Below are 22,294 nucleotides of genomic sequence, written 5' to 3' on the forward strand. Positions count from 1 at the left end.
CCTGCCGTGGCCGCCGCGGCCGGCCCCGACCGCCTGGACGGCCTCCCCACCCGGCCCCGGCCAGTCATCGCAGACACCAACAGTGACGGCCAAGCGCTGATCTGAACAAACAGCGTGTCAAGCCCTGGGTTTCGTGGAGACTGCGTTAGCTGGTTTTCTGGAGTGACGTAGGGGGTTCGGCCGCGAGGTAGTGGGAGGCCTCGTGTTCGGCGGGGGTGATGTGGCCGAGTTCGCCGTGGAGGCGGCGCTGGTTGAACCAGTCGATGTACTCGGCGACCGCGATCTCGATGTCGTTGATGCCGGTCCACGGCCCCTTGTTGCGGATCAGCTCGGCCTTGAACAGGCTGTTGAACGCCTCGGCCAGGGCGTTGTCGTACGAGTCGCCCTTGGAACCGACCGAGGCCACGGCGGCCTCGTGTTCGAGACGTTCGGTGTAGCGCAGAGCTCGGTATTGGACTCCGCGGTCGGAGTGGTGCGTGAGGCCGGTGAGGTCGGCGCCGGTGTGCCGGCGGCGCCAGATCGCCATCTCCAGCGCGTCGAGGGCGAGGTCGGTGTAGAGGGAGGTGGCGACCTGCCAGCCGACGACCATGCGGGAGAAGACGTCAATGACGAAGGCGGCGTAGACCCAGCCGGAGAAGGTTCTGATGTAGGTGATGTCCGCGACCCATAGCTGGTTCGGCGCACTCGCGGTGAACTGCCGCTCGACCAGGTCGGCGGGCCGGGTGGTCTCGGGTGCGGGGCGGGTGGTGCGTGGGCTCTTGGCCCGGATCACCCCGCGCAGACCGGCCGCGTGCATGAGGCGGTCGACCGTGCAGCGGGCCACCTCGAACCCCTCGCGCTGGAGGGCGGCGTGGACCTTGCGGGCCCCGTAGACGCTGTAGTTGGCCTCGTGGATCCGGCGTATCTCCCTGGTGATCTCCTCGTCTCGCAGGCTGCGGGCCGAGGGCGGGCGGGTGCGGGCGGCGTAGTAGGTGCTCGGCGCGATCGGCGCGTCCGTCTCGGCAAGGACGTCGCAGATCGGCTGGACGCCGAACGTCTCCTTGTACTGGTCGATGTAGGCGACCTTCATCGCAGTGGACGGTCCAGCTCCGCGGCGAAGAAAGCCGAGGCAGACCTCAAATATCGCGTTTGCCCGCCACAGTTCCTTCACCTCCCGCTCCAGCTCCGCGATCCGAGCGGCGTCACCGCTGGTGGTCCCGGTCACGATGCCCTCATCGGTCTCGGCCCGCTTGACCCAGCCGCGCAGAGCCTCGGGGTGCACGTCCAGCGGGTCGGCGATCCGCTTGATCGCATCGGCCCGACCGGCCGGATCCTTGCAGGCCTCGACCGCCAGACGCGTCGCACGCTCGCCCAGTTCGTCGGGGTACTTACGGGGAGCAGCCATGATCGGCATCCTTCCGGGTCTTCGATGTCTCCATCAAACCCGGGGCGATTCAGCATTCCAGAAGTTCCTGGACCAGTGAGTGCGTGTTTCTGATCTCATGGTTCGTAACGGGCCCGGTGAAGGGATCGCTGGGCTCGGTGTGGGGAAGAGAGTTCGAGAGCGAGTGCGGGTGGAGCTAAAGAAACCTGCGAACGGTGCTGGGATCGCGTGAGAAGCCTGATCCCGAGCGCGGTGTGGGGCACTGTCCGCCGCGGGCGTGTCACGTGAATCGGGGTTGTGCCTGTATGCGCAGTTGCTGAAATTCGGTCGTGCCGGCGAGCGCGGGTCCCCTACCGTCTGGCCATGCAGATTGTCGTGACGCTGGACTGTGTCGACACCGAAGCGCAATCGGAGTTTTGGCTTGCTGCGCTCGCGCCGCTGGAGTATCGGCGTGCCTTCGACGCACCTCCCTACCTCAGCATCACTGGGCCCGCTTCGGCGCCGACCCTGCTCTTGCAGAAGGTTCCGGAGCGGAAGGGCGGCAAGAACCGGATGCATCTCGACCTTGACTTCGGCACGGCTGATTTGGCCGCGGAGGTCGACCGACTCGAACGGCTCGGGGCCCGGCAGCTCTCCGGAGAACAGGCTGAACACGGTTTCCGTTGGGTTGTACTCGCTGATCCGGAAGATAATGAGTTCTGCCTTTTTGTCCCTCCGTTGGCCGAGTAATCGGCCGACGAACGGTTGGGCCGACGGGATCGCCGTCCTCCCGTCTCAGAACGTCACAGATCAGCGGTCCTGATGCAGCTTCTGGAAGCGAGAGTTTTTGAGCCGGTGGCGGGGGTTGGTTTCCTCGGCCAACTGGGGGTGGCGCCCTTCCGGGCGAGACGCCTGGTCATAAGGGTGATGGCAGCCCAGGTGATCAAGGTTTCGGAATGTTGGACGAGCCGTTCGTAGTCTCGGGCATGCCGGCGGGCATGCATCATCCACGCAAGGCTGCGTTCGACTACCCAACGGCGGGTCGACGCCGGCCACCCACCGAGCCCCACACTCCGGGCACTCGATCTCTCCGGCGCCGTGCTGGGCCGCTGCCAGAAGCCTGCGCAGCCGACGTTCCTTCCGCCACTGCCTGGCACGACACGCCGACGAGCAGAACTCCGCCCCGGGACGGGCGTCTGGCCTCAACCGTTCACCGCAGCCCCGACAGATCCTCTCCCCAGCCCGCCCGACGTCCTCGGACATCACGCCAGCGTAGGATTCCAGGCTACTCAGAATCGAGATGCTCCTATGTCAAGCCGCGAGCGGAACCACCAGGTCAGTGGGCGCGACGTCCGGCGGAGCAGCAGTCTCGTCGGCGAGTAGGGCCCGGAACACCCGGTCGGAGATGCGCCGCCGCAGCAGACGCATCGCCTCCTTGGGTGTTTTCCGTCGGGCTTGCTGCTTGGCGAAGTACTCGGCGCCTTGGCCACCGCGCCGGACCTGCGTGGCTGCGATCATGTGCAACGCATGGTTGATGGGCCGATTTCCGTCCCGGTTGAGGCGGACACGGACCTTGTTTGAGGACCAGACCGGGATGGGCGCGGTGCCGTTGAAGTGCGCGAATGCGTCCTTGGACTTGAACCGGGCGGCTCCGGCCGTCTCGCCGATGATGACGGCGGCGCTGATCACGCCGCACCCGGGGATGGCCAGTAGTGAGGGTGCCAAAGTCTCCACCAGCTTGCGCAGCCGTGCTGGGCGTTGATGTGCTCGGTCAGGCGGCGACACTCACTGACCAGGTCGCGCGCGATCTCGACGACCACACCCTGATGACCGGCGAGCACCGCGGCGAGCGCATCGAAGACACACAACCGCCGTAAGCCCCTTGAGGGAACGGGGAGTTCAGGGTCGATTTCGTGCAGGAACCAGCGCAGCTTGTTCGCCGCGGCGGTCCGGTTGCGCACCAGACAGCGACGGTGGTCGACGAGCAGCTTCACGTCTCTCGCCGGGCCGGCGAGGCTGGCGCGGGGAAGTCCGGGCTCGCGCAGCGCAACCCGTGCTACCGCCTCAGCGTCGATCGGATCGGATTTGCCGCACTCCCGTCCCGAGCGGCGGGCTCCGGCCATGAGCCGCGTATGCACCCGCACCACGGCGTGGCCGGCGAGTAGCAGATCGGCCTCTAACCGGCGGGTCAGGTGGCGGCAGTCCTCGATAGCGAGCAGGACCTGGCCGAACTGGGCGATCCACTTGATCGCCTGTGCATGACCTGCTGCGGTGGTGGGGAGCGTAGCCTCTCCGGCTCTGCGCCCTAGCGGGTCGACCGCGACCAGCGTGTGCGTCTTCTTGTGACTATCGATGCCGACAATGTGCACGGGAACCTCCGCAACTGGTGGAGAGTGATGGGAGATCTCCACCGCGGGGGGCACGCCTCAATCGGGCTCGCGCGGCACGCTCCTATCAGGCCACTCCGTGGCGGAGACCTGGGCCGGCGGGGCGGCACATCGCCGACAAGCCACCATGGCTGGGGCAGCAAAGAAACGAGCCAGCCCCGCCGGTATCTGTCACTGTGTCAGCACCCGTAGGCCCGTGTCCCAGACTCTGCCATTGACGCGAAGAAACTCGCCGCGGCCTTCAGGATCTCGTTCGCCCGCTTCAGCTCGGCGTTCTCCTTCTTCAACGCCTTGAGCTGGACAGACTCCTCCGTCGTCGTACCCGGCCGCTGCCCGGTGTCGACCTCGTTCTGCTTCACCCAGTTCCGTAGCGTCTCGCGGGAACCGATGCCGAGCTTGTCGGTGACGGCCTGCAGGGCCGCCGTCTCGTTCGGGTGGTCGTCGCGGACCTCAGCGACCATGTGGGCCGCCAGCGCGGAGAACAAGAAGGTCTTCATCGCCACCATCGGGCGAGCACAGCGGACGGAGAAGGCTCGGCTGACCTCGGAACTCGCCCGTGATGAACGGGTGCTGTCCGAGATCGACACCGCCGTCGCGACGGGGGCATGACGTGGCACGCATCAGCGACGAGACCCGCCGCGACAACGAGTCGGCGATTCGACAGGTCATGGACCGACTCCTGGCCGGCGAGATTCCCGCACGCAGCAAGTGCGACATCAAGACGCTCGCAGCCCAGGCCGGGGTCGCCCGCACGGGCTTCTACCCCAAGAAGAACCGCGACGGCTCGCCACGGCCGGGGCCCTTCCAGCACCTGGCGGAGGAGTTCGAACGCCGACTGGCCGAGCTCCGAGAGCAGGGAGTCGTCCCGGACCCGCGGGCCGCCCAAGTCGAACGCCTCAAAGAACAGGTCGCCGGGCTCAAGGAGCGCCTCGCCGCACGCGAAGCGCAGATCGACGGCCTCGCCGACTTCAGGCAGCGAGTCCTTTCCCAGCTCGCCGCCCAGCGGATGGAGATCGAGCGGCTGCGCGAGGTCTTGGCCACGCCGTCGAATGTCCGGGCCTTGCCGAACAGTCCACGAGCGGATGCTCCGTATGGATCGTGTGGCTGACCGCGGTCAGCCGCGGTCCCCGCCGTGCTTGGTCAGTTCGTTGCAGCGTTCGTCGGGGTCAGCAGTCGTCGCCGCTGGCCAGGAGTTTGACTATGCCGGATTTCCGGGCAAGAGCGGCCCACGATGCGGGGATCTCCTAGCGACATCGGATACAGGACGTTAACGTCTGCGACTCAGCCGTGAGACCGGCCCGCCCCACCATCGTATTACCTGTCGACCGACAGGTAACTCTCGATCGGAGGTGCGGTGATGAACCGATCCGAGCTCGCCCCTGGGTCAAGCCCCGCCAGCAGCGTCACGGGCAGTCCCGCTCCCGTCGGCTACCAGCAGGAGCTGCGCCGCGGAGTGGGCAGTTTCGCCTCGTTCGCCGCGGGCTTCTCCTTCGTTTCGATCCTCACTACCGTCTTCCAGCTCTTCGGCCTCGGCTTCGGCCTCGGCGGGGCGGCGTTCTTCTGGACCTGGCCGCTGGTCTTCGTGGGCCAGATGCTGGTCGCGCTCTGCTTCGCCGAACTGGCGGCGCACTGGCCCATCTCCGGGGCGGTCTACCAGTGGTCGAGCCGTCTGGCCGGCACCACGGTGGGCTGGTTCACAGGCTGGATCATGATCATCGGGCAGATCCTCACCGTCGCGGCGGCCGCGATCGCCGCGCAGGCGGTGCTGCCGGGCATCTGGTCCGGCTTCCAGATTGTCGGCGGACCGCACGCCGACCCGTCGGTCGTCTCCCCGACCGGCGCACACAACGCGGTCCTCCTGGGCTGCCTCCTGCTGGTGATCACCACAGTGGTGAACATCCTCGGCGTTCGCCAGATGGCCGCCGCCACCAGCATCGGCGTCACGATCGAGATCGTCGGCGTGATCGCACTGGTGCTGGTGCTCTTCTTCCTGCCCGAGCGGAGCCCCCAGGTGGTGACCCACCACACCGGCTGGGCCGGCCACGGCGGCTACACCGGGGCCTTCCTCGCCTCCTCGCTGATGGCGGCATACGTCATGGTGGGCTTCGACTCGGCGGGCGAGCTGGCGGAGGAGACCCACAACCCGCGCCGAACCACTCCCCGGACCATCCTGCGCGCGCTCATCACCTCGGGCATCGGCGGGGCGCTGCTGATCCTCTCAGGGCTGATGGCCGCCAGGAGCCTGACCGATGGAAACCTGGCCGCCGGCGGACTTTCCTGGGTGCTCACCGACCGGCTCGGAGGCGTCCTGGGCCGCCTGCTGCTGTGCTGCGTCGCGGTCGCGGTGTTCGCGTGCACCCTCGCCGTGCAGACCTCCGGGGCACGGATGATCTACTCAATGGCGCGCGAGGGCGCCCTGCCCTTCCACCGGCACCTCAGCAAGGTCTCGGCCCGCACCGGTACGCCGATCACCACGTCGATCGTGGTGGGCGTGGGCGCCGCGGTCGCGCTCCTGGTCAACATCCGCCAGTCGGCGATCTTCACCGCCCTCTCCAGCCTCTGCATCGCCATGCTCTACCTGGCCTATCTGGGCGTGACGCTGCCGCTGCTGGTCACCCGGCTCCGGCGCGGGGGCACCGGCCGGCTCCCGGACGGCGTCGACGAGACCGGCCGGCCGCTGTTCTCACTGGGCCGCTGGGGGACCGCGGTCACCACGCTCGCCGTGCTCTACCAGGCGGGCATGACGATCAACCTGCTATGGCCACGCGCGGAGATCTACGACGTCACCGGCGGAACCTGGTGGCTGCGGTGGAGCGCTCTGCTCTTCATCGGGCTCAGCCTCGCCATCGGTGCCGCCTACTTCCTGGCCTCCCGGCTGCACCGCCGGATCGAGCTGACGCACGTACCCCACACGCACATCGAGCCGCCTGCCGAGGCCGTCGCCGAGCCCGCCTGACGGCTCGGCGGTCTGGGCGACGCACCGCCAGACGCACCGACGACGCACCGACGAAGGGACGACGGGGCACCCCATGACCACCGCCGAAGGGCCGACGGCGACCGCGCCGCACGGCCCGCACCCCACCGACCAGCCCACCGCAGTCCACGAGCAGCAGCCCACCGGGCAGGCCCCCGCCAGCGCCCGTGAGCTGCACCTGACCGACAGCGTCCGCAGTGCCCGGGACGACGCCCGTGCCCAAGGCGGACAGGCCAGCGACTGGATGCCATACCTTCCGGCGTCGGGCAGCCCGCACCGCCCGCCGGGGGTGGACCCGGCCGCCCTGGTGTGGGCGGAGACCGTGGCACCCGGCGGCTACACCCACAAGGTCCTCGCCCGCGGCACCCGGCTGCGCTTCGACGACCCGACCGGTGACGCCTGCGCCCATCTGCTGCTCTTCAACGCCCTGGAACCGGTCGAGCGGCTCAACGTCGCCGACACCCAGAAGATCCCGTGGCAGGCCTACCTGGGCGAGAACCACCCGCTGCTGTCCGGTGACGGCCGGGTCATGGCCGTGATCACCGGCGACTCCTCCGGTCGGCACGACGCCTTCTGCGGCACCACCACCGACGCCTGGAACGAACGCAAGTACGGTGACGCCCGCCCCGAGGGACCGTCCCCGTCAGGTCGCGGACTCCTCGTCAAGGCGGCCGCCAAGCACGGCCTGAGCCGGCGCGACCTGCCGCCCGGCGTCTCCTTCTTCCAGGGCGTACGCGTCGCGGCGGACGGCACCCTCGCCTGGCAGGGCGGCGCGGGCCCGGGCACGCATGTCGAACTCGTCGCGGAACTACCCCTTTTGGTGCTGGTCGCCAACGTCGCCCACCCGCTGGACCCGCGCCCCGACTACGTCGTCGGGCCGCTGCGGGTGCACGCCTGGCGAGGCACCCCGACCGGCCCCGGCGCGCCGCGGTTCACCGCCACGCCCGAGTTGCACCGGGCGTACCTCAACACCGTCGACTACTGCGAAGCCCGGGGGCTGTGACATGGCGACCACTCAGGCCGAGAACACCGTGACCACCTACCCCACCGCCTCGGGCGGCACCGTCTCCTCCACCGTCCCGGTCGGCGCCGTGTACGCCGAGAGCTCCGCCCTCAACTGGGGAGCGAGCCTGGTGGAGGGCGCCGTCGTCCTGGACGACACAGTGGCCTCCAACGCGCCCTGGTCGGCGGTGGTGAAGAAGGGACACGTCCTGACGATCGTCGATGTCGGCGGCAACCAGTCCGCCGACTGCCTGATCTACAACGCCGACGACCCCGAGGAGCGCTACAGCGTCCCCGACACCCTGGCCTGGCAGGGCAACGCCTATGTGCGCACCGGCACCGTGCTGCACAGCAGTGAGGGCCGCCCGCTGATGACCGTCGTCGCCAACGAGATCGACCGACAGGACACCATCGGCGGCGCCTGCGGCAAGGAGTCCAACAGCCTGCGCTACGGCCATCACGTGATGTTCCATCACGGCTGCCGCGAGAACTTTCTCGCCGAGGCCGCCCGGCATGGCCTGGGGGTTCGGGACCTCGTGTCCAACCTCAACTGGTTCATGAACGTGCCCGTCGAGGCGGACGGCGCGCTGGGCATCGTGGACGGCATGTCGGCGCCCGGCCGCCGGGTCGCGGTGCGCGCCGAGACGGACGTACTGGTGCTGGTGTCCAACTGCCCGCAGATGAACAACCCGTGCAACGACTTCAACCCGACCCCGCTGCGGATGATCGTCGTGGACCCGCAGAGCCCCGCGAGCCCGGGGAGCCCCGACTCCGGCAGCCCGCAGTCCGCGCAGCACCCGAGCACCCCGGAGGGCGCCGCGTGACCCGTCCCACCACTGTTCTCGTCGCCAACCGCGGTGAGATAGCCCGCCGTGTCATCCGCACCGCAAAAAGGATGGGACTGGACACCGTCGCCGTCTTCTCCGACGCCGACCGGGCCGCCCCGCATGTCCGCGAGGCCGACCACGCGGTCCGCCTCGGTCCGGCCCCCGCCCGCGACTCGTATCTGCGCGGCGACGCGATCATCGAGGCCGCGCTCGACCATGGCGCCGGAATCATCCACCCGGGCTACGGTTTCCTCTCCGAGAACACCGCCTTCGCCCGTGCCGTCGAGGAGGCCGGCCTGCGTTTCGCGGGCCCGACCGCCGACCAGATCACCGCCTTCGGCGAGAAACACACCGCCCGCGCCCTGGCCAAGGCGGCCGGAGTTCCCCTGCTGACCGGGACGGAGCTGCTCGCGAGCGCCGAGGAGGCCGTCACCGCGGCCGAGTCGATCGGGCTGCCCGTGATGGTCAAGGCGACCGGCGGTGGCGGCGGCATCGGCATGCAGGCCTGCGCCACCGCCGACGAGGTGCGCGAGGCCTTCGCCCGCGTCGCGGCGCTCGCCGAGTCGAACTTCGGATCGGCCGGAGTTTTCCTGGAGCGCCTGGTGCGCCCGGCCCGCCACGTCGAGGTGCAGATCTTCGGCGACGGCACCAGCCGAATCGCCGTCATCGGCGACCGCGACTGCTCGCTGCAGCGCCGCAACCAGAAGGTGATCGAGGAGGCCCCGGCCCCGGCCCTGCCCGGCCGTGTCCGCGCACTGCTGCACGACTCCTCGCGCCGGCTGCTCGCCTCGGTCGGCTACCGCGGCGCGGGGACCGTGGAGTTCGTCTACGACCCGGTGCGCGAGGAGGCCGCCTTCCTCGAGGTCAACACCCGGCTCCAGGTCGAGCACCCGGTGACCGAGGAGGCGTACGGCGTCGACCTCGTCGAACTCATGCTCACCCTGGCCCGCGACGGCCGGGTCGACAACGCGGTCTTCGACCGGGAATGGACGCCCACCGGACATGCCGTGGAGGCCCGGGTCTACGCCGAGGACCCCGGCAAGGACTCGCTGCCCTCCTCGGGCCTGGTCACCCGGGCGGTCCTCCCAGGCCAGGGCACCGACGAGATGCCCGGCGTCCGCGTCGACGGCTTCGCCGAGACCGGTTCGGAGATCTCGCCGTACTACGACCCCATGCTCGCCAAAGTGATCGCGCACGGCGCCACCCGCGACACCGCGTTCGACCTGCTCGGCAAGGCCCTGGCCGCGAGCCGGGTCGACGGCATCGTCACCAACCTGGGTCTGCTGCGCTCGCTGACCGTGCGGGACGAGGTGCGCAAGGCCGTACACAGCACCAGCACGCTCGCCACCACCGCCGACCCCGAGCCGCGCATCGACATCCTGGTGCCGGGAGCGATGACCACCGTCCAGGACCTTCCCGGCCGGCTCGGCTACTGGCACGTGGGCGTGCCGCCGAGCGGCCCCTTCGACCCCGTCTCCTTCGCCGAGGCCAACCTGGCCGTCGGCAATCCGGCCGAGGCACCCGCGCTCGAGGTCACCGCGGGCGGCCTGACCCTGCGCTTTTCGGCCGCCACCGTGGTCGCCGTCACCGGCGCCCCCGTCCCGATCACTGTGGACGGCACCGGGGCGGCCCTGTGGGAGCCGGTGCCGGTCCCGGCCGGCGCCACCCTGGTCCTCGGCGCGTCCCTCGGGCCCGGCCTGCGCAGCTACGTGTCCGTCCGGGGCGGCATCGACGTACCCGCATACCTGGGCAGCGCCTCGACCTTCACCCTCGGCGGCTTCGGCGGCCACGGCGGCCGGGCACTGCTCGCCGGAGACGTACTTCGGCCCGGAACTGCCAAAACCGCTACCGGCGGCCCGACCCCGCCCGAGCGCCGTCCCGCGATCACACCGCACTGGCGGATCGGTGTCACCGAAGGACCGCACGCGGCACCCGAGTTCTTCACCCGCGAGGACATCGACACCCTCTACGCCACCGACTACAAGGTGCACCACAACTCGGCCCGCACCGGCATCCGCCTGATCGGACCCAAACCGCGATGGGCCCGCCAGGACGGCGGCGAGGCCGGTCTGCACCCCTCCAACATCCACGACACGCCGTACGCCGTGGGCGCCCTCGACTTCACCGGCGACACACCGATCGTCCTGGGCCCCGACGGACCGTCCCTCGGCGGATTCGTCTGCCCCGCGGTGGTCGCCAGCGGCGAACTGTGGAAGCTCGGCCAGCTCCGCCCCGGCGACACCGTCCGGTTCGTACCGGTCAAGGAGGCCGTGGCGGCCGCCCTCGGCACCCACCGAGCCTCCCCCACGCTGATCAGCAGTGGCGGAGACGGCGACGACGGTGTGCTGGGCCGCCTGGAGGCCACCGATGTCCGCCCCAGCGTCACCTACCGCCGGGACGGCGACGACAACATCCTCGTCGAGTACGGCCCCATGGCGCTCGACCTCGGCCTGCGGATGCGGGTGCACGCCCTCCAGGAGACCCTCGCCGCGCACGCACCCGACGGCATCGTCGACGTCACCCCGGGCATCCGCTCACTGCAGATCCACACGGACGCCCACCGGCTGAGGGCCCGTGACCTCACCGCCCTGCTGCGCGAACTGGAGGACGAGGTCCCGCCCACCAGCGAACTCGTGGTGCCCTCCCGCACGGTGCGGCTGCCGCTCAGCTGGGACGACCCGGCGACCCGGCTCGCCATCGAGCGGTACATGGCCGGGGTGCGCGACGACGCCCCCTGGTGCCCGTGGAACATCGAGTTCATCCGCCGCGTCAACGGCCTGCAGACCGCCGACGACGTCTACCGCACGGTCTTCGACGCGTCCTACCTGGTGCTCGGTCTCGGCGACGTCTATCTCGGCGCCCCCGTCGCCACCCCGCTCGACCCACGGCACCGCCTGGTGACCACCAAGTACAACCCGGCCCGCACCTGGACCGCGGAGAACTCCGTCGGCATCGGCGGCGCCTACCTGTGCATCTACGGCATGGAGGGTCCCGGCGGGTACCAGCTCGTCGGCCGCACCGTGCAGATCTGGAACCGGTTCCGCAAGGGCGGCCTGTTCCAGGACTCGCCGTGGGCGCTGCGCTTCTTCGACCGCATCGAGTGGTACCCCGTCACCGCGGAGGAACTGCTCGAACTGCGCGCCGAGACCGACGTCGGCCGCGGTGCCTTCGACACCGAGGAGGGCACCTTCTCGATCGCCGAGTACAACGCCTTTCTGACCGCCAACGCCGACTCCATCGCCGCCTTCCGGGAGCGGCAGAGCGCCGCGTTCCAGGCCGAGAAGGAACGCTGGCGCGCCGCCGGCGAGTTCGACCGGGGCGATGATCCCGACCCGCCGGCCGCCGACGCCGTCGCCGTCCCGGACGGCGCGGTCCCGGTCACCGCGCCGTTCACCGCAACCGTCTGGCAGACCGTCGCGCAGCCGGGCACCGCCGTCGCCGAGGGCGACCCGATCCTCTCGCTGGAGGCGATGAAAATGGAGTCCAAGGTGAACGCCCCCGTCACCGGAACACTTCTGGAGATCTACGTCAAGCCCGGTGAACAGGTCGCTCCCGGCCAGATCCTCGCGGCGGTGAAGGCATGAACGCCATGACACCGGCCGAACGCGTCGAGGCCGCCTACGACCGCATCAAGTCGGCCGACCGCCCCGAGATCTGGATCCACCTCAGGCCCCGCGACGAAGTACGCGCCGAAGCGGCCCGGATCCACCCGGCGCTGCCACTGGCCGGCCTGACCGCGGCCGTCAAGGACAACATCGATGTGGCCGGCCTGCCCACGACCGCGGGCGCGCCCTCGTACGCCTACCGGCCGGACGCCGACGCGCCCGCGGTGGCACGGCTGCGCGCGGCCGGCGCGGTAGTGCTCGGGAAGACGAACCTGGACCAGTTCGCCACCGGCCTGGTCGGCACCCGCAGCCCCTACGGCGCGGTACGCAACGCCTGGGACCCGGCACGCATCTCCGGCGGGTCGTCCTCCGGCTCCGCCGTCGCGGTCGCGCTGGGCATCGCCGACATCGCGCTCGGCACCGACACGGCCGGCTCCGGGCGGGTGCCCGCCGCCCTCAACGGCATCGTCGGGGTGAAGCCCACCAAGGGTCTGGTGCCCGTGACCGGGGCGGTCCCCGCCTGCTACACCCTCGACTGCGTGACCGTCTTCGCCCGCGACCTGCGGCTCGCCCGCATCGCCGCGGAGATCGTCGAGGGCCCCGACCCGGCCGACCCGCTCTCCCGCACCGGCACCCAGCTTCCGCCGCCACCCGCGCGCCCCAGGGTTGCCGTCCCGGCTCCGCAGCACCTGGAGAGCATGGCCGACGGCTGGCGCGAGGCCTTCGACGCCGCGGTCACCCGCCTGGCGAGCACCGGGGTGGAGATCGTCGAGATCGACGTCACCCCGCTGCTCCAGGCCGCGCAGCTGCTGTACGGCGGCGCGTTCGTCGCCGAGCGGTACGCCGCCGTGGGCGAGCACCTGGACAAGCACCGCCACCTGATCGGTACGGACCTCGACCCGAGCGTCGCCTCCATCGTGCTGGCCGGCCGGGAGAAGACCGCTGCCGACTGGGCCGCCGACACCGCCCGGCTCGCCGCCCTCGGCGCCGCAGGACACGCGGCCCTCGACGGCTGCCAGGCGCTCCTCACCCCGACCACCACCTGGCACCCAACCCTCGAGGAAGTGGCGGCCGACCCGATCGACGCCAACGCCCGGATGGGACGCTTCACCAACTTCGCCAACCTGCTGGACTACGCCTCGCTCGCCGTTCCCGCCGGGTTCGTGGACGGCCTGCCGTTCGGCGTGATGTTCACGGGCCCGGCCTTCTCCGACCGCGCCCTGGCCGCCTTGGCCGAGCGGTTCGCCAGTCCGGGGCTCGACCTGTTCGTGGTCGGCGCCCACCTCACCGGGCAGCCGCTCAACGCGCAGTTGGTGCAGGCGGGCGGCACGCTGGTGGGCCCGGCCCGCACCGCCGGCGGCTACCGGCTACACGCCCTGGCCACCGAGCCGCCCAAACCGGGCCTGGTCAGAGTCGCCGAGGGCGGGCCGGACGCCCACGCCGGGACGGGCGGCGACACGCACGCAGGCGGCGGTACGAGAACAGCCATCGAGGGCGAGATCTGGCGGCTGCCGGCCGCAGGGTTCGGGGCGTTGACCGCCGCCGTTCCCGCACCCATGACCATCGGCACCGTCGAACTGGCCGGCGGGCGCCATGTCAGCGGTTTCCTGGTGGAGCCGTACGCCGTCGAGAACGCGCCCGACATCACCCACTTCGGCGGCTGGCGTGCCTATCTGGCGTCCACTTGACCAAAGGCACCAAGGCGGGCACCCACGTGCCGGGAACGGCCGGGTGCCCACCACCAGGAGTGGCAGGATGGGCCCATGACGACGACGCGTCCCCGCCAAGGAAGACCCCGGCACACGCCGCCGTCCGACCCTCGCACCTCTGCCCGGGAACAGATCCTCGACGCCGCCGGAGCGCTCTTCGTCGAACGCGGCATCGCCGCCACCAGCACCCGCATGATCGCCGAGCGGGTGGGCATCAGGCAGGCCTCGCTCTACTACCACTTCACCACCAAGGACGAGATCCTCGCCGAGCTGCTGGCCACCTCCGTGCGGCCAAGCCTGGAGATGGTGGAGCGGATCCAGGCACCGGTGCCCGAGCGGGCGAGAGCGGCCGCAGCGCTCTACGCGGTGGCCGCGACGGACGTACGCACCCTGTCCCGCACCCCGTACAACATCGGCACGCTCTACCTACTGCCGGAAGTACGGGCCGAACGATTCGACGCCTTCCGCGCCGAACGGGGCCGGCTGCAGAAAAGCTACGGCACTCTCGGCGCCCTGGCGGCAACCGAGAGCGTCGCCGGCAGCCTGCCCGCCGAGCGGCTCGGTCAACTGCTGATCCAGCTGGTGGAGGTCGTCATTCAGATACGGCGTTTCCGTGAACCGGAAGCAGCCGACACCGACGCCATCGCGTCGTCATGCCTGCGGCTGTGCGGACTCAGCGAGTCAGCGGTGACCACCGCCAGGAACGAAGCACACACCCTGCTGAACCACTTGGCATGACCGACGGCTCACCGAACCCATCGCACACAACGCGGACCCAACAGACAGGGCCGGCTCCCCTGCCGTCGACGCCACCACCCAAGCCATCACGTCGACGTCGCCCTGGCCGTTGGCGTGACGGCCGTTGCAGTGTGGGGTTGCTACAGCGAATCCAACCCTTCCAGTCAGGCCCTGCGGGGCATAGACGGGCATGCCGTCACTCCTGCCCCTGTCTGGGCCTACCTGCTGGTGGCCGGGGCGGGGCTGGGGCTGGTCTGGAGGCGCCGCCATCCGCGGGCCGTGCTGGTAGCCACGCTTGCCGGTGTGCTCGCCTTCAACGCTCTCGGCTATGTCGGTAACGCGGCACTGGTCATACCGCCCATCGCGCTCTACGCCGTGGCCCTGACGGTACCGGTGCGCCAGTCGATCGCCCTGGGGGCCGTCACGCTCCTCACGCTGGGCACGATCATCATCGTCAGCCCTTTCAACAGCTTCGGAGGCAGCGACACAGCGCTGTGCGCGCTCGTCGTCGTGGCCGTGCTCGGCGGGATAGCGAGCGCAAACCGCCGTGACTACCTCGCCGCGCTCCGGGCCCGCTCGGAGCTGGTCGCGCGCACCCAGGAAGAGGAGATCCGCCGCACCGTCGACGCCGAACGACTGCGAATCGCCCGCGAGCTCCACGACGTGGTCGCCCACACGATGTCGACCATCAACGTGCAGGCCGGCGTCGCCTCCTACGTCACCAGTGACCTGCCCCCTACCGCGGCCGAGGCGCTGCGGGCCTTCAAGACCGCCAGCAAGGACGGCCTGCGCGAGCTGAGAGCGATACTGGCCGTCCTCCGTCAGGCCGACGACCCCGAATCGAATCAGCCCCAGCCGGGACTGGCCCGCCTCGACCCCCTGGTCGCCGGGGTCAGCGCGGCTGGGCTGCCGACCAGAATCGTCTCCACCGGTCACCCCCGCCCCCTGGCGCCCGCCGTCGATCTGGCTGCCTACCGCATCGTCCAGGAATCACTGACCAACGCGATTCGTCACGCCGGACCGGCCACCGCCGTCGTCCGCATCTCCTACAACCACAGCGATGTGCGTCTGTGCATCACGGACACCGGACGAGGGCCCTCGGCCACCTACCCGTCCACCGGACACGGCCTGATCGGCATGCGCGAGCGGGCGGCAGCTGCTGGAGGGTCGCTCACAGCCGGTCCGGCCGGTAACGGTGGGTTCGAAGTCAATGTCCTCCTCCCCATGGAGCCCCAGTAGTGATCCGCGTTCTGCTGGCAGACGACCAGGCACTCATCCGCGCCGGCTTTCGCGCGCTGCTCGAACATACCGACGACATTGCCGTCGTTGGAGAAGCGACCAACGGTGAGCAGGCTGTCAGCTTGGCCGTGACCACACGCGCAGACGTTGTCCTCATGGACATCCGCATGCCGGAAGTCGACGGACTGGAAGCCACCCGGCGCATCGCCGACAACGAGGATCTGGCCGGAGTGCGCGTACTGATCCTGACTACCTTCGAGTCCGACCACTACGTCTACGAGGCAATCCGCTCAGGCGCCTCCGGTTTCGTCGTCAAGGACACCGAGCCCGAAGAGCTGATCCAGGCCGTACGGATCGTCGCCCGCGGCGACGCCCTGTTGTCCCCCGGCATCACCCGTCGGCTCATCGCCGACATCGCCGCCAAAGGCCACCCCGAGTCCCACGCGGCGGACTACCGGACCGACCGGCTCACGGAACGTGAGCGTGAAGTCCTGGCCCTGGTCGGCCGCGGCCGGTCCAACGACGAGATCGCCGGCGTCCTGTTCCTCAGTCCGCTCACCGTCAAAACCCACGTCAGCCGTGTCATGACCAAACTCGCCGCACGAGACCGGGCCCAACTCGTGGTCATCGCCTACGAGACCGGACTGGTGACCGTCGGGGGACCGGAGGCTCACGGTCTGGGACCGACTGGCTCGGCATGAGGGCAACTGGCGGCAAATGAGGGAAAGTCGGTGTGGATCTCGCGCACAGAGGTGACGTCGGCGGGTAGACGCATGAGAAGGACGGCCCAGCTCATAGTGACCTTCCGAGTAGCACGGGTGCGGGTCGGGGTGGGTCAGATCAGGCTGAGCTGTTCTCCCGACGGCTGTGGCAGGAGCACGTTCTGCAGGCGGCGGATGTTCGCTCGCCAGGGCCCGCCATCCGACTCGGCCCATAGGTCCATCAGTTCGGACGGTTCGGTCATGATGCGGTCGAGGGCCTGAAGGGCGAGATCGCGCAGCCCAGTGAGATCCGCACGGGCGGGCGAATCCGCGGGATCCCGTGCCCCGACGGCCGCCCCCGCAGCGCTCAGAGCGCCTGCGGTAGTCCAGCCCGCTGCCCCGTTCTCCCAGCGGTGCAGCGGGCGATGTCCGTGCGCCGCGCGCCGATGGAGGTGCGGCGCGGCCGTAAAGGCCGCTTTCGGCGGATCGACGACAGCGCTGCGCCGGGCGGCGGGTGTGTGAGGGGAAGGGCACCTGGATCGCGCGCCTTACAGCGGCATCGCCGGCCTGCGGCTACTGCTGGGGGAGGGCGAGTTCGCGGCCGCGGTAGAAGCTCTCCCGCTCCTCGACGACATACGGGGCCATGGCGGTACGCCGCTGCGCCTCCGGCCCGGAGGGCCAGGCCGCGGCTGAGGTGCTGCAACCGCTCGGGCCTGGCCCGTAGCCGCTGGTGTGGAAGTCGAACGGCAGCGTGGTGAGCGCGTCATCCGCGGTCGTCCGCGGGTTGACGGTCTTACCGGTATAGGGGATCCGTCTGGTCGAAGGTGTGATCTTGCCGCTGGTGAACTGGTCGGGGGCGGGTCCCAGGGTGGTGGTCGGCTTCTAGACGTGCGGCAGGCTCAGCACCTGGGACATGGGGATCGTCCCTGGGCGAGGGCTGGGGGTGTGGTCGGCAAGGACGTCGGCTGAGGCGGGGAATGCGCCGCCTCCCACTGCGAGTGCGCCGAGCGCGGTACCGCCGGTGAGGCGTATGAACTTGCGCCGGTCGACGTGGTTGCGTTGCTGGCCCGTCACGTGCAACTCCTTTGAAAAGAATGCGTCTGTAGTGGGTTTGTCAAGCCGCGGCGGAGGCCATCGGGGCCCCGCAGGGGCGCGGGACCCGATGGCCTCCGGAGGGACAGAATCCGGACTGTCTACCAGCCGGTTCCGATCTGTTGGCGGGTGCTGAAGGCGGTGGCGGTTCTGGGGTAGAACCACAGGATTCCGGTGGCGTCCTCGCGGGCGATGACGTCGCGGTTGCCGTCCCCGTTGAAGTCACCGATGCCGGCGAAGGTGTACGGGTTCCAGCCGGTGCCGATTTGACTGCGGGCGCCGAAGCCGTTGCTGCCGTTGCCGGGGTACAGCCACAGGTCGCCGTTGGTGTCGCGGACGATGACGTCGGGGTTGGCGTCACCGTTGAGGTCGGCGACGCCGGCGAAGGTGAAGCTGGTCCAGCCGGTGCCGATCTGCACGGATGCGTCCAGGCCGGCACCGGTGCCGGTTCCGGGGAACAGACGTAGGGTGCCATCGGGGTGGCGGCCGATGACGTCGGGTTTGCCGTCCCGATTGAAGTCGGCGACCCCGGCGAATGTGTAGCCGTTCCACCCGCTGACGAAGTTGGTGACCGGGGTGAGTAGGTCGTGACCGGCGTCACCGGGGAACAGGCGCAGGGTGCCGCCGGGTGCCATGGCGACGATGTCGGCGTAGCCGTCGGTGTTGAAATCGCCGATCCCGGCGAAGGTGTAGCCGGAGAGGCCGGAGCCGATGTACACGGCGGAGGTGGACCAGCCGCCGCTGCCGTTGCCGGGGTAGAGCCACAAGCTGCCGGTGGCGTCGGCCGCGACGACGTCGGCCTTGCCGTCGCCGTTGTAGTCGGCGACGTCGGTGAAGGCGAACGGGGCCTTGGGCAGGACGACGTTGGCCATGGTGGCGACGTGGGAGCTGGTGAGCGCGGACCCGTTCCAGACCCGTACGTCCGCGAGGTTGCCGCGCAAGAAGGAGGCGCGCACGTCGTTGGACAGGTCGTTGCCGAGAGTGAACTTGCCGGTGAAGCCGGAGACCGCGGTGTGGGAGCCGCGGGCCACCGGCCGGTCGTCCACGTACAGCGTCATCGCTTTGCTGGTGGGGTCGTAGGTGATGGTCAGGTGGGTCCACTGGCCGATGATGGCGCTGCCGCCGGCGATGCAGTCATACCCGCGGGTGGCATCCGAGGTGGCGAGGCAGAACGACCATTCCTTGTTGGACTGGGAGTAGAGCAGGAAACCGGAGTTGTGCACGCCGTCCTGGGATGCGACGACGCCGCCGACAGCGGCGGGTTTGACCCAGGCCGACAGGCTGAAGGGGCTCGACAGCGACAGTGCCGCGCTTGAGGTCATGACGCTGGTGGCGGTGCCGTCCAGGGCGAGGTTGGAGGAAAAGGAGTCGTTGTCGTCGGTGTCCCAGGTGGCGCCGGTGCCGCCGGTTAGGTTCAGGCCGGCGGAGGTGTCGGTGGCGGTGGTTGCACTGCCGTCGGTGTTGTCGTTGAGCGGCCAGGTGTGGCTGGGTGCGATCAGCGTCTGGGCGGTCTGCGCGGTCAGGGTGTTGCTGGTCCGGTTGAAGATCTGCGTGGTGCTCGTGCCGTTGGCAGAGACGGTGCGCAGGTCCGGGATGCCGTCGTTGTTGAGGTCGGCGGCCTGCAGGACCGGCAGGGCTGCGGAGCTGTAGCCGCTGCTTGCGACCTTAAGGGGGGTGACCGTACTGCCGTAGGCAAGGTCCTGGAGCTGCTGCGGGGTGTAGTAGTACAGCCCGCCGGTGGTGGTGTCGCGGGCGAACAGCGCCGGCAGTCCGTCGGTGAGGCCGGTGGTGAGGCTCCAGCCGGTCCAGTCACCGGAGCCGGTGGGGTTGGTGTCGGACAGCCACACCGCATTGTCGGCGCCGACGAAGCCTCCAGGGAAGGCAATGCTGGGCTCGTCCCACAGATGGCCGCCCACGATCATGAGCAGGTCGGGATAGCCGGTGGGAGGCTCTCCGTTGAGGGTGTGGTAAAGGTCGCCGCCGCTGGCGACGCTGGTGGCTTTGGTTCCGGCGCTGCTAATGAACGTGGTGGAGACGACGTTGGCCTCGTAGCCGCTGTAGGGCAGAAGGGGCGAGCCGTCGCCGCTGCCGTAGAGCACCGTGCCGCGGCCGGTGGAGGGGTTGTAGTCCAGGACGTCATTGAAGCCGGCCCCGGTGTGGAAGTGACCGGTGATGGCTTGGGTGCTGTTCCAGTCTGCGGGCGAGCCGGTCAAGCTGCTTCCGGTGCCCTGCGCGCCCAGGTTGACGGCGCTGGGCGTGAGCTGCCCGTCGGAGGTCCCGTGGGCCAGCCACAGACCGCTCGATAGACCCGCCTGAGCACCCACGGTGCTCAGGTCGGGAATGTGGTCACCGGTCAGGTCGCCGTCGTCAGCGGTCGCTGCAGGGGCGGCGCTGAGAAAGCAGTTCGCGGTGTCGCCGATGTTGCCGCCGGATGAGACCGCAGTGACGGTGAGCACGTTCGAACCCCGGGTGGGGGTGACGCTGATGAAGGTGCTGGAGCCGGCGCTGGCCACGGAAACAGGGCTGGCGCCATTGAGCTGGTAGAGGTAGCCGGCAGTGCTTCCGCCGGAGGCATTGGGTGCGAGGGTGAAGCTGGCTGCTTCGCCGACCTGATAGGTGACGGTGCTGGCCTCGTCGCCGCAGCCGTTCGAAGAGGCGTCGGTGATGACCGGAGCGCCGGGTCGGCTCGGATCGAACTGGAACTTGCAGGTGGCCGAGACGGCCGAGGAGTAGGTGCCGTCGGAGGAGGTCACGTTCCACGACACGCCGAGCACGGAGGCGCCGGCTGCGGCCTCCAGCACAGACTTCTTCAGTGTGTAGGCGGCGTTCTTCCCGGACGCGGCGGAGACCGTGGCCTTGGCGATCTGAGCGCCGCCGGAGGACTTGGTGACGCTGAAGGTGTTGGACAGGGTGCCGCCGTCGGGGTCGGAGACCTTGGCGTAGAGCGTGACGTCACCGTCACCGGTGGCCTTGACGGTGCTGGTGCAGGTGGTGGCCGGGGAAGTGACCAGCGTCGACGGCTTGTTCGGCCGGTGGTCGTAGGTGGTGGACATCGAGATGGTGGCGTGGTCGAACTTCTTCCACCCGTACTTGTCCAGCTCGTCGTCGGCCCGCAGCCCCAGGGTGACGTTGCTCAAGTTCCCGGCGTCGGCGATGTCCTGCATGTGCGAGGTGACGTCGAAGCCGAGCGACTTCGCCGGGCAGTCAGGGGAGTAGCCGTACGCCACGGACTTCGTGCCCCACTGGCTCTTCCAGGCGGGCTGGTCGTTCCAAGTCGTGGCGGAGTCGATCGAGTCGGTCTGCCACAGCTCTACTGGGGTCGCGGTGCATGAGGGTGCGTAGGTCTCGGTTGCGTAGAAGTCCGATTCGATGATCGTGGCCCCGAAGATCCGGCTGTCCACCGAGAGCTTCGCGTACGCCCGTGACTTGTGGTAAGGGGTTTCCCAGCCTTGGTAGCCCACGTGAAGCCCAGTGGGGCTGGTGTCCTTCCAGTAACTGGTGTCGGGGTAGGCGGAGTTGACCCAGGTCCAGCTGGTCAGAGTGCCGCCCGCGGCGTTGTACGTCGGGTCGATGTAGACCGGGTACACGGTGGAGGAAGCGGACAGCAGGTCCGCGTCAGGGGTCAGGCTAATGTGGCCCGACGCGTAGGACGCGGCCACGGGCGCGATGTGCGCGCCTGCACCAGGCTCGTCAGCGTCGGAGGCCGAAGCTTCGTTAGTGGCGGACACCGCCTGCTTGCTGCGCGACAGGCTGCTGGCACTAGCTGTTCCTGCGGAGGCGGAGTCCCACATCAGCGGGGCCGGAGCGGAGAAGACAGTACGGTCTGCGGCATCCTTCGCCGTGATGTTGCCCGCGGCGTCGGTGGCCAGTGCCACGTTCTGCGTTTCGGCAGGGAACGCCAGCATGTCCAGGGCCGGGCTGGCGGCTGCCTTAGCGTCCTTGACGATGAGAACCTCGGAGAAGCCGCCCTGGGTATCGGCGGTGACCTTCAAATCCACCCCGTCAAGGACATCGGGGTAGGTGGCGCTGGATCCGTCCAGGCTGGGGGATGGCAGCCGGCCGATCGAGGCCGGCACCGCCAGGGACAGCGACCGGCCGTGGTCCTTCATCACCGCCAGAGGGCCACCCCCGCCCCCCGACAGGATCAGATTCGTCGTGGCCAGGGCAGGGGCAACGGAGCCGTCCGACCGGCGGACCAGCGTGGCATCCAGTTCCTTCCAGTCGCCGGAGGTGTACTTGCGTACCGGTGAGACCGACTGGGTCAAAGTAAATGTACCGTCCGGATTAGCCACTTCCGCGTCGGTCGGCGTCGTCGCCGCGTCCACCGCCACCGTCTTGCCGGTGGCTTGCGCCTGGGCTGACGCTCGCGCCTCGTCCAGTGGCAATTGCGGTGACGAGGCCTCAGATGTGGTGTCGGCGCGGGCCGTCACCACCGCGGCGGAGAGGGACAGCGCGCTGAGCGCGGCAGCCAGTGCCGCGCTCAACATCCTGCTGCGCAAGGCAGGTCTCACCGTCAGGTACCCCCAGGTCTGGTCGGACAGGACCGGTCCGTCTCGACCGGCGCTCCAGTGGACCCGCTTTTTGTTGCCTGTGGGAGGCCTGGTTGATGCCTGAATGACCTGACACGTCTGAGTGGTCAGTGAAACTTTGTGAATTTTTGGTGTCCGGTTGTTGAAGG

The 22,294-nt window shown here is 69.4% G+C and carries 18 protein-coding genes, 2 pseudogenes and 1 other annotated feature; of the genes and pseudogenes, 12 read left to right on the forward strand and 8 right to left on the reverse strand.

Translation table 11 applies throughout. The features are described from left to right. Nucleotides 1–145 precede the first annotated feature (145 nt). On the reverse strand, nt 146–1,384 hold the full coding sequence (locus ADL25_RS37770; RefSeq protein WP_079050862.1) for an IS3 family transposase: 1,239 nt from the start codon (nt 1,382–1,384) through the stop codon (nt 146–148). After that, nucleotides 977–1,105 (reverse strand) — a sequence feature (AL1L pseudoknot). Its footprint overlaps the gene before it by 129 nt. Before the next feature lie 342 nt (nt 1,385–1,726). On the opposite strand from ADL25_RS37770, the gene ADL25_RS37775 reads away from it, so the two are divergent. Next, nucleotides 1,727–2,092: a VOC family protein gene (locus ADL25_RS37775; protein WP_059132447.1), complete on the forward strand. Its 366-nt coding sequence runs from the start codon at nt 1,727–1,729 to the stop codon at nt 2,090–2,092. An 83-nt stretch (nt 2,093–2,175) separates the two neighbouring features. Here the strand turns inward: ADL25_RS37775 and ADL25_RS47175 are convergent. From ADL25_RS47175 to ADL25_RS37785, 4 genes and pseudogenes are all read right to left on the reverse strand, one after another. Continuing rightward, a pseudogene (locus ADL25_RS47175) lies at nt 2,176–2,430 on the reverse strand (IS5/IS1182 family transposase); the annotation flags it as partial. 223 nt (nt 2,431–2,653) lie between these two features. Further along, nucleotides 2,654–3,031, reverse strand: a complete 378-nt coding sequence (locus tag ADL25_RS50025; protein WP_199839277.1) for a transposase — start codon at nt 3,029–3,031, stop codon at nt 2,654–2,656. Further along, entirely contained in the window at nt 3,028–3,711 is a 684-nt protein-coding gene (locus ADL25_RS50030) for an IS110 family transposase (protein ID WP_199839278.1), read from the reverse strand. Before ADL25_RS50030 ends, ADL25_RS50025 begins: the two co-directional genes overlap by 4 nt. Before the next feature lie 197 nt (nt 3,712–3,908). After that, on the reverse strand, nt 3,909–4,190 hold the full coding sequence (locus ADL25_RS37785) for a transposase (RefSeq protein WP_079050857.1): 282 nt from the start codon (nt 4,188–4,190) through the stop codon (nt 3,909–3,911). Here ADL25_RS37785 and ADL25_RS50035 point away from each other — a divergent pair. From ADL25_RS50035 to ADL25_RS37830, 11 genes and pseudogenes are all read left to right on the forward strand, one after another. Next, a complete protein-coding gene (locus ADL25_RS50035; RefSeq protein WP_234381201.1) occupies nt 4,189–4,338 on the forward strand; it encodes a hypothetical protein in 150 nt (49 codons plus the stop codon). The two genes, ADL25_RS37785 and ADL25_RS50035, sit on opposite strands and share 2 nt — an antisense overlap. Before the next feature lies 1 nt (nt 4,339). Further along, nucleotides 4,340–4,837, forward strand: coding sequence for a hypothetical protein (locus ADL25_RS37790; RefSeq protein ID WP_059132449.1), 498 nt, complete (start codon nt 4,340–4,342; stop codon nt 4,835–4,837). Between the two features lie 249 nt (nt 4,838–5,086). Then, nucleotides 5,087–6,685 carry an amino acid permease gene (locus tag ADL25_RS37795; RefSeq protein ID WP_059132450.1) on the forward strand — a complete coding sequence of 533 codons (1,599 nt, stop codon included), beginning with the start codon at nt 5,087–5,089 and terminating at the stop codon, nt 6,683–6,685. Nucleotides 6,686–6,758: 73 nt separating this feature from the next. Beyond that, nucleotides 6,759–7,706 carry an urea amidolyase associated protein UAAP1 gene (locus ADL25_RS37800; RefSeq protein WP_059132451.1) on the forward strand — a complete coding sequence of 316 codons (948 nt, stop codon included), beginning with the start codon at nt 6,759–6,761 and terminating at the stop codon, nt 7,704–7,706. Between the two features lies 1 nt (nt 7,707). Next, nucleotides 7,708–8,529 carry an urea amidolyase associated protein UAAP2 gene (locus ADL25_RS37805; protein WP_079050858.1) on the forward strand — a complete coding sequence of 274 codons (822 nt, stop codon included), beginning with the start codon at nt 7,708–7,710 and terminating at the stop codon, nt 8,527–8,529. Further along, complete coding sequence (gene uca, locus ADL25_RS37810) at nt 8,526–12,116, forward strand: urea carboxylase (RefSeq protein ID WP_059132452.1); 3,591 nt, start codon at nt 8,526–8,528, stop codon at nt 12,114–12,116. The genes ADL25_RS37805 and uca overlap by 4 nt, the downstream gene beginning before the upstream one ends. Nucleotides 12,117–12,121: 5 nt before the next feature. After that, a complete protein-coding gene (atzF, locus tag ADL25_RS37815; protein ID WP_059132453.1) occupies nt 12,122–13,825 on the forward strand; it encodes an allophanate hydrolase in 1,704 nt (567 codons plus the stop codon). Nucleotides 13,826–13,900: 75 nt separating this feature from the next. After that, on the forward strand, nt 13,901–14,584 hold the full coding sequence (locus tag ADL25_RS37820; protein WP_059132454.1) for a TetR/AcrR family transcriptional regulator: 684 nt from the start codon (nt 13,901–13,903) through the stop codon (nt 14,582–14,584). 81 nt (nt 14,585–14,665) lie between these two features. Continuing rightward, a pseudogene (locus tag ADL25_RS52405) lies at nt 14,666–15,058 on the forward strand (DUF7134 domain-containing protein); the annotation flags it as partial. Between the two features lie 42 nt (nt 15,059–15,100). Beyond that, nucleotides 15,101–15,823, forward strand: a complete 723-nt coding sequence (locus ADL25_RS37825; protein ID WP_420711407.1) for a sensor histidine kinase — start codon at nt 15,101–15,103, stop codon at nt 15,821–15,823. After that, nucleotides 15,823–16,524, forward strand: coding sequence for a response regulator transcription factor (locus tag ADL25_RS37830; protein WP_059132456.1), 702 nt, complete (start codon nt 15,823–15,825; stop codon nt 16,522–16,524). The genes ADL25_RS37825 and ADL25_RS37830 overlap by 1 nt, the downstream gene beginning before the upstream one ends. A 134-nt stretch (nt 16,525–16,658) precedes the next feature. Here ADL25_RS37830 and ADL25_RS51695 read toward each other — a convergent pair whose 3' ends face one another. The 3 genes from ADL25_RS51695 to ADL25_RS51700 all read right to left on the reverse strand — a co-directional run bounded on the left by ADL25_RS51695 (nt 16,659) and on the right by ADL25_RS51700 (nt 22,115). Next, nucleotides 16,659–16,943: a DUF4259 domain-containing protein gene (locus ADL25_RS51695; RefSeq protein ID WP_079050859.1), complete on the reverse strand. Its 285-nt coding sequence runs from the start codon at nt 16,941–16,943 to the stop codon at nt 16,659–16,661. Nucleotides 16,944–17,406: 463 nt separating this feature from the next. Then, a complete protein-coding gene (locus ADL25_RS37835) occupies nt 17,407–17,598 on the reverse strand; it encodes a hypothetical protein (RefSeq protein ID WP_059132457.1) in 192 nt (63 codons plus the stop codon). A 119-nt stretch (nt 17,599–17,717) separates the two neighbouring features. Then, nucleotides 17,718–22,115, reverse strand: coding sequence for an FG-GAP-like repeat-containing protein (locus tag ADL25_RS51700; RefSeq protein ID WP_159045097.1), 4,398 nt, complete (start codon nt 22,113–22,115; stop codon nt 17,718–17,720). Nucleotides 22,116–22,294 lie beyond the last annotated feature (179 nt).

Source organism: Streptomyces sp. NRRL F-5122 (assembly GCF_001507435.1).
Lineage (GTDB): Bacteria > Actinomycetota > Actinomycetes > Streptomycetales > Streptomycetaceae > Streptomyces > Streptomyces lannensis.